The organism is uncultured Paenibacillus sp. (genome assembly GCF_963515335.1).
In the GTDB taxonomy this organism is placed as follows: domain Bacteria; phylum Bacillota; class Bacilli; order Paenibacillales; family Paenibacillaceae; genus Paenibacillus_I.
Genome location: NZ_CAUPYC010000108.1, coordinates 1 through 6,594, shown reverse-complemented (window position 1 = coordinate 6,594; position 6,594 = coordinate 1). Strand labels below are relative to the sequence as shown.

Genomic DNA, 6,594 nt, shown 5'->3' with positions numbered 1-6,594 from the left:
ATTTGACGCGCTTTATTCAACTTTTCAAGAGGTTACTTTCCGAATCCATGTTAAATCTATATACGAAGCAACATTCTAAATTTTTTTACCCATTTCTCTTAACACTTCAATAATTGTTATTTGATAGGAGGAATCCCACATGACAAAGCGAGCATTGATCAACATCGATTACACGGTGGATTTTGTAGCAAAGAATGGAGCTTTGACTTGCGGTGAGCCGGGCCAGGCGATTGAAGAGGCAAATGTCGCCGTAACGAAGAAATTTATCGAGAACGACGACTTGGTTGTCTTTGCAATCGACCTTCATCAAGAAAACGATCCATTCCATCCTGAAACGATTCCGCCCCACAACATCAAAGGGACGCCGGGGCGTTTGCTTTACGGTGAACTGCAAGAGGTGTTCGAGCAGAATCGGCAAAACCCAAATGTGTTGTGGATGGATAAGACCCGCTACAGCGCATTTGCAGGAACGGATCTCGAGCTTAAGCTCCGGGCAAGAGCCATAACGGAATTACATCCAATTGGCGTATGCACCGACATTTGCGTACTTCATACGGCGGTCGATGCCTACAATCAGCGGCGGGCAGGATTCGACCTTAGCTGGACGTAAGTTGCTAATGGCCGTAGAGGAGCTTCGAGCAGAGGGCGTGGATGCAACATTCGTTGCTGTTCGACTGCCGTATGGAACGCAGAAAGACGAAGCGGACGCGCAGCTCGCCCTTCAGTTTATCGCTCCTGATAAGGTGGTTACCTACCAGATCGGACCGGCCGTGGATGCTTTTGCAGGCCAGTTCAAAGCCGCTTTAACTAACCCGCTTTCGGATTTCAACAAGGTAAATGCGAAAGCAAGGATTCGGATGATGGCGCAATATGCGATCGCCGGTGAAATGGGACTCCTCGTGGTCGGGACTGATCATGCTGCCGAAGCCGTTACGGGGTTCTTTACGAAATACGGGGACGGTGGAGCGGACGTTCTACCGCTTTCGGGATTAACGAAGCGTCAGGGGCGTGCTCTCTTGCAGGAGCTCGGGGCACCTGAACAACTGTATCTTAAGACACCGACCGCTGACTTGCTCGACAACAAGCCGCAGCAAGCGGACGAAACCGAGCTTGGCATTACCTACGAGCAGATCGACGACTTCTTGGAGGGCAGGACGGTGGATGCCGGCGTGAAGGAGAAGCTTGAAAAGCAGTTTGCAGCAACGCAGCACAAACGCGAGCTTCCTGTTACACCTACCGATGCTTGGTGGAAGTAAGCATAGTGGCCGCGCGAAGCGGCTGAACTCGGTAGCCCGTCATCTTAAGGAAAAAGAAAGTTGATTCACGATTATATAGGCGTCTCTAAATGAACGAAAGTTCGTGCTGGAGGTGCCTTTTTCGACTGGTTTTTTAATGCATTTTTATTTATAATATGATTTATAAGAACAAATGTTCCTATTTAGTTGTAAATTACCTCCTCAAAACACCTATTTTATAGAAAGGGATTTGGAGGGAGGAAGAGAGCGAGATGATGTCTACAGCTACCTTATATGATACCTGTCGCGCCGAGCTAAAACGAATTGCGTGGAGACTCCAATATGGGGCTCGGAAGCAGCGGTCCAGGGAAGTTCATATCTCATTCGAAATGCCGTATCCTGAAAATTCATTCAGCCATATTGAGTCGGTCATTTACATCAACCAATTGTTTGATAACACCCTGTGCGAGACCGAAAAATATGTTCTAAAAAAACTAATTTTTGAAGATAGGACAGAAAAAGAAATCGCAGCAGAACTGAACATGTCGCAGCAGGGGGTAAACAAATGGAAAAGAAAGGCGATGCAGAAGTTATCTCGGACGATGAGCTCTTGAAGCTAATCATTGCGGTCCAGAATAACGATAAGCATGCAATGCAAAGGATAATCCAACTGTTCGAGAAAGATATGATTGAACTCAGTCGTTTTATCAGGATGCCACAGGAAGATGCCCTACAAAGTATGAAGACTGAACTTATGGATCTGATTAAAAATAAAAAAATGATTTGAATGCGGGGGTGGGAGGTTGGTAGCCAAATACATAGGAAAGCCTGTTGAAATCATTTATGAGGATAAGAATGGGCGTTTTAGTAAGCGTGGTGTTCTTCTCTTTTGTCGGAAGAATGGTCTGGTCAAAGGCTATTGCTACAAGGCAGCTCAAATGAGAACATTTGATGAAAATCGTATATACGCTGTAGCGCCAATTCGCCAAGTTGTTTGAATTGGCGTCTTTTTGTAATATAATGTAAAGGTGCTCGATGAGAAAACATAAGGCGGTGAAGGGATTGAAACGGGCGTATAAGATTTACCTTATTGTATTTGCTGTAGTTGTGATTGCTGCCATTGCCATTGGAACGATCGGTATGAATAAGCAAAAGAGTCATATATATGTGATGCCAAGTGGATACACAGGATGGGTTGAGGTTGTCTACAATCAGAAGGATAGCCCGGCACTCCCGAAAGAAGGGAAAGCATTGTTACACATTATTCCGCAAGATGGGGTTCTAAAGACATCGAGCGCTCCAACCGATGGTGGAATGACCTTTTACTATGCAGATGCACAAGGTAAGCGTAGTGAAATTGGGAATGATATGATCTTCGGCCAATCCATACGAAAGAAGGACATCAAACTTTCTGATGGTACAACGGCCAGTGCGGATGTTAATTCATTCTTCGTCGGTACTGAACAGCAATATAACGCGCAACTTGCGAAGAAACCATAAGAATTTGCCCACCGAAGAGCGGTGGGTTTTTTGTTTTCATACTTTTCTTTCCCGAATGGTTGTAAATGAAGAGTTTCAAACTCCTTTAATAGTGAAGGCGGGATGATCACAAACACAGGATATGGACGGTCCTTGGTTTGTGCGTCCAATCATCCATCTTCACTAATCAAAAAGGAGATGGTTTCCATGGCGAATATCGTTGAGGTTCGTACGACAGCTTTTATCCCGGACGCTTGGATCGAATTCATGCGCACTACCGAAGTCAAGATTTTGTATAAAGGTAATAACCGGGGTTTTACCTACTACACGGAAAACAACCCGGAGCTGTGGAAATTGGCTCAGCACCTTGTGGTTAACTTCACTGAGGGTTCTGTTAAACATTTTCCTGGTGTAGGTCCTACGGTTGAACGTACTGTCGATCTCGATACGGGTGAAATTATTCGCCCTGATATTACCGGCCAGGCCTCTGCAGATGGTATCCAGATGAATTATGTGGCATGGGCTTCTGATAAAAGTTACGTCAACATTCATGTCAAGGCTGCCGTCAATATCCCGACTTTTAACCCTTCACCGAATATTGATTGGGAGTATGACTTCTGGGTTTACCGGGATGGTCGAGTTCGGGTTCTAGGGAAACATGATGCCTATCCAGCTCATGAAATTTATAAACGTGTTGATTCCGGAACACCTGTGACGCTCCATCAATATGATCCGAGACCCGCTGGTTACAGCGTATACACTGGGCTCATTAATTTCAATCAGAGCGTGGATCTTACGAAATAATCACTGTTTACAGCCGATAACCCCATACGTATAATAATGGTAATCAAATAGGGAAAAGGGGAAGCACCCCTAACTTGGGCAAACGTCCATGTTAGGGGTGCTTTCTCGTTTATGAAGGGGTGTGCGTTGGGTATGAGCAAAGCATCCAAGCTGTTTGTATTAGCCCTGTTCATGGTCGCATTGCTTTCCGGTTGCAGTGGAGGAGCAAAGTCTACTCCAGGGGTCTATGAGCCCGTACATGAGGCGTACGACGCTTATGATGCCACGGTATTGTCAGGGATGCAGGTCAATAACACATTAAAGCGGTTCAAGGAAGAACTGGCAATCGTCGGGCGATTCGGCCGAGTATCCGGGAGGGCTCAGCTTCACGCACGATATGGGCGTGGCCAATACGCTGTCCCGGCCTCATTATTCCTCCTATGAGCTGTACGGCCTGGACGGCTGCTTCTCGCACATGACGCATGAGCAGCTTGTGAACTGGGTGCTCTGCGCCGCCGCATACGTCGAGAAGACAGGTGATGCGGAGTGGCTTCGGGCGAACAAGGCGGTGCTGGAGGCGTGCTTGACCAGCATGGTGAACCGCGATCATCCGGATCCGTCTCAGCGTAACGGGATCATGGGACTCGACAGCAGCCGGGTGATGGGCGGGGCGGAGATTACGACCTACGACAGCCTGGACGTCTCGCTCGGGCAGGCGCGCAACAACATTTACCTGGCGGGCAAAAGCTGGGCCGCTTATCTCGCGCTCGAGAAGCTGCTTGGCGGGTTCGACGACAGCTTGGAGCAAGTGCGGGCGGCCGGCGAGCAGGCGGACAAGTGCGCGCGAACGATCGTCAGTCATGTGACGGAAGGCGGATATATTCCGGCCGTGATCGGGGAAGGCAATGACTCGAGGATCATCCCCGCGATCGAGGGACTCGTCTTTCCGTATTATCTGAACATGGCGGAGGCCCTCGATCCGAACGGGCGGTTCGGCTATTATATCGAAGCGCTGCGCCGCCATTTGGAGACGGTGCTTGTCGAAGGCGTATGTTTGTTCCCGGACGGCGGGTGGAAAATATCGTCGACGAGCAGCAACTCCTGGCTCAGCAAAATTTATTTGTGCCAGTTCATCGCCCGCCGCATTCTCGGACGGCCGTGGGACGAGGCGGGAGCCGCGGCCGATGCGGCCCATGTGAAATGGCTGACGCATAAGACGCTGTCCGTCTGGAGCTGGAGCGACCAGATCATTTCCGGGGAAATTACCGGCAGCAAATATTATCCGCGCGGCGTGACAAGCATTCTATGGCTGGAGGAAAGCGATGATACCGATTCATGACAATCTGAAGGGCAAAGTGGCTGTCGTTACCGGAGGCAGCGGCGTATTGTGCGCGGCGATGGCGAAGGAGCTTGCGCGGCACGGCGTCAAGGTGGCGATTCTGAACCGGACGGCGGAGAAGGGCGAGCTGGTGGCGGACGCTATTCGGGCCGCCGGCGGCGAAGCGTTGGCCGTGGCTTGCGACGTGCTGGATGCGGAAAGCGTGAAGCGCGCGGAAGCCGAGGTGACGGAGAAGCTTGGCGGCTGCGACATTCTGATCAACGGAGCCGGCGGCAATCATCCGCTCGCCACGACGACCAAAGAGATTTTGCAGCAGGAGGATATCGGCCGGCCGGATCTTCTGACATTCTTTGATTTGAAGGAGGAGGGCTTCGGCTCGGTCTTCGATCTTAATTTTCTGGGCACTCTCATCCCTACGCAAGTTTTCGCCAGGCATATGGTGAACAAGAAAGGCGCGGTCATGATCAACATGTCCTCCATGAGCGCGACGAGTCCGATGACCAAGGTGCCCGCCTACAGCGCGGCCAAAGCGGCGGTCGACAACTTTACGCAGTGGCTCGCCGTCCATCTGGCCGAGGTCGGCATTCGGGTGAACGCGATCGCGCCGGGTTTTTTCCTGACCGAGCAGAACCGCAACCTGCTGCTCAAGGAGGACGGCTCGCTGACGGAGCGTTCCGGCAAGATCATCTCGCACACGCCGATGAGGCGATTCGGCAAACCCGAGGATCTGCTCGGCACCTTAATCTGGCTGGCGGATGACAGCGTTTCGGGTTTCGTCACGGGCATCACGGTTCCCGTGGACGGCGGATTTATGGCTTACTCGGGCGTGTAGGGCGTCCGAAATGGAAATGGAAATGGACACGTGACTGTCCTGCCGGCATGAGATGCAAAACCTGCACTTTGTCGGGCGGAAATGCCCCATTTTCCCGAAATGAAGTGCAAAACCTGCACTTGATTTCGAGGAAATGGATGATTTTGATGAAAACTCTGCATTTGTAGTGCATCTTTTGCACTTCGTCGGGTAACAATACCACACCCCTAAGCGACCAAGTACATGAAATGCACCTTATTTATATCTCTCCAAAAATCAGCGGCCGATTTCCGGTAGAGTACCGGAGTCGGCCGCTGCGCCGTTATGATAAGGACTGCCATTCACTCTGCTCAGCTTTTCACCGGAAAATACACGGTGTACGCCTGGTCCTCGACTTCGTACAGCGGGATGAAACGGATGCCGCGCTCCTGGTTGACGGTGCGGTAGCCCGGAAGCCACTCCGCCCATTCCCGCTCGTTGTCGGGCGTGAGCATCGACTCGGGCCGCGCGGCGTCGCCATGCAGCGTTCTTTCCTCGCCGCACAGGCCGGCCAGCACGACGGGGCCGTCCATGAACGCCACGATATCCGGACGGTCCGGAAGCGGGGATGCAGTCAACCCTTTCGGCAGCTCGACCACAACCTGATCGCCGTCCGACCAGCTCCGCCGAACGGCCGCGAAGCCGCCACCACCACCGCCGGCATCGACATCTGCCATCATCTCCTCACCGTTGACGGTAATCACCGGCGCCCCTTGCAGCCATGCCGGCAATCTCAGCTTGAGCGTGAACTCCGTTGCCCGGCCACACGACACTGTCAGCTTCACGCGGATCGCGTTCGGGCGCCGCGTCCGGTCGACGGCCGGGTTGCGGATGCCCCAGTTCGTCTGCGGCTCCAGCGTTTGTACAACGGTGACGCTTCCGCCGCCGCTGCCCGCGCCGCCGCTGCC

Annotated in this window: 7 protein-coding genes and 3 pseudogenes; 9 read left to right on the top strand and 1 reads right to left on the bottom strand. The window is 51.9% G+C overall.

The window, feature by feature from the left end:
* Positions 1-139: 139 nt before the first annotated feature.
* The 9 genes and pseudogenes from RWM61_RS19820 to RWM61_RS19785 form a co-directional block, all read left to right on the top strand.
* Positions 140-577: pseudogene (locus tag RWM61_RS19820) on the top strand (cysteine hydrolase family protein); the annotation flags it as partial.
* On the top strand, positions 516-1,256 hold the full coding sequence (nadE, locus tag RWM61_RS19815; RefSeq protein WP_399539102.1) for an ammonia-dependent NAD(+) synthetase: 741 nt from the start codon (positions 516-518) through the stop codon (positions 1,254-1,256). The pseudogene RWM61_RS19820 and the gene nadE, both read left to right, overlap by 62 nt.
* Before the next feature lie 251 nt (positions 1,257-1,507).
* The gene (locus RWM61_RS20375) at positions 1,508-1,849 is read left to right on the top strand and encodes a sigma factor-like helix-turn-helix DNA-binding protein (protein WP_399539100.1); all 342 of its coding nucleotides are present in this window, start codon (positions 1,508-1,510) and stop codon (positions 1,847-1,849) included.
* Positions 1,801-2,022 (top strand): helix-turn-helix domain-containing protein, encoded by a 222-nt coding sequence (locus tag RWM61_RS19810; protein ID WP_314004097.1) that lies wholly within the window; start codon positions 1,801-1,803, stop codon positions 2,020-2,022. Before RWM61_RS20375 ends, RWM61_RS19810 begins: the two co-directional genes overlap by 49 nt.
* 16 nt (positions 2,023-2,038) lie before the next feature.
* On the top strand, positions 2,039-2,233 hold the full coding sequence (locus RWM61_RS19805; RefSeq protein WP_314004094.1) for a hypothetical protein: 195 nt from the start codon (positions 2,039-2,041) through the stop codon (positions 2,231-2,233).
* A gap of 64 nt (positions 2,234-2,297) precedes the next feature.
* Positions 2,298-2,735, top strand: a complete 438-nt coding sequence (locus tag RWM61_RS19800) for a DUF6843 domain-containing protein (protein ID WP_314004091.1) — start codon at positions 2,298-2,300, stop codon at positions 2,733-2,735.
* 186 nt (positions 2,736-2,921) lie between these two features.
* A complete protein-coding gene (locus RWM61_RS19795) occupies positions 2,922-3,518 on the top strand; it encodes a DUF3238 domain-containing protein (RefSeq protein ID WP_314004088.1) in 597 nt (198 codons plus the stop codon).
* A gap of 331 nt (positions 3,519-3,849) precedes the next feature.
* A pseudogene (locus tag RWM61_RS19790) lies at positions 3,850-4,836 on the top strand (glycoside hydrolase family 52 protein); the annotation flags it as partial.
* Entirely contained in the window at positions 4,820-5,668 is an 849-nt protein-coding gene (locus RWM61_RS19785) for an SDR family oxidoreductase (protein WP_314004085.1), read from the top strand. The pseudogene RWM61_RS19790 and the gene RWM61_RS19785, both read left to right, overlap by 17 nt.
* 329 nt (positions 5,669-5,997) lie before the next feature.
* On the opposite strand, the pseudogene RWM61_RS19780 reads toward RWM61_RS19785, so the two are convergent.
* Positions 5,998-6,594: pseudogene (locus tag RWM61_RS19780) on the bottom strand (beta-L-arabinofuranosidase domain-containing protein); the annotation flags it as partial.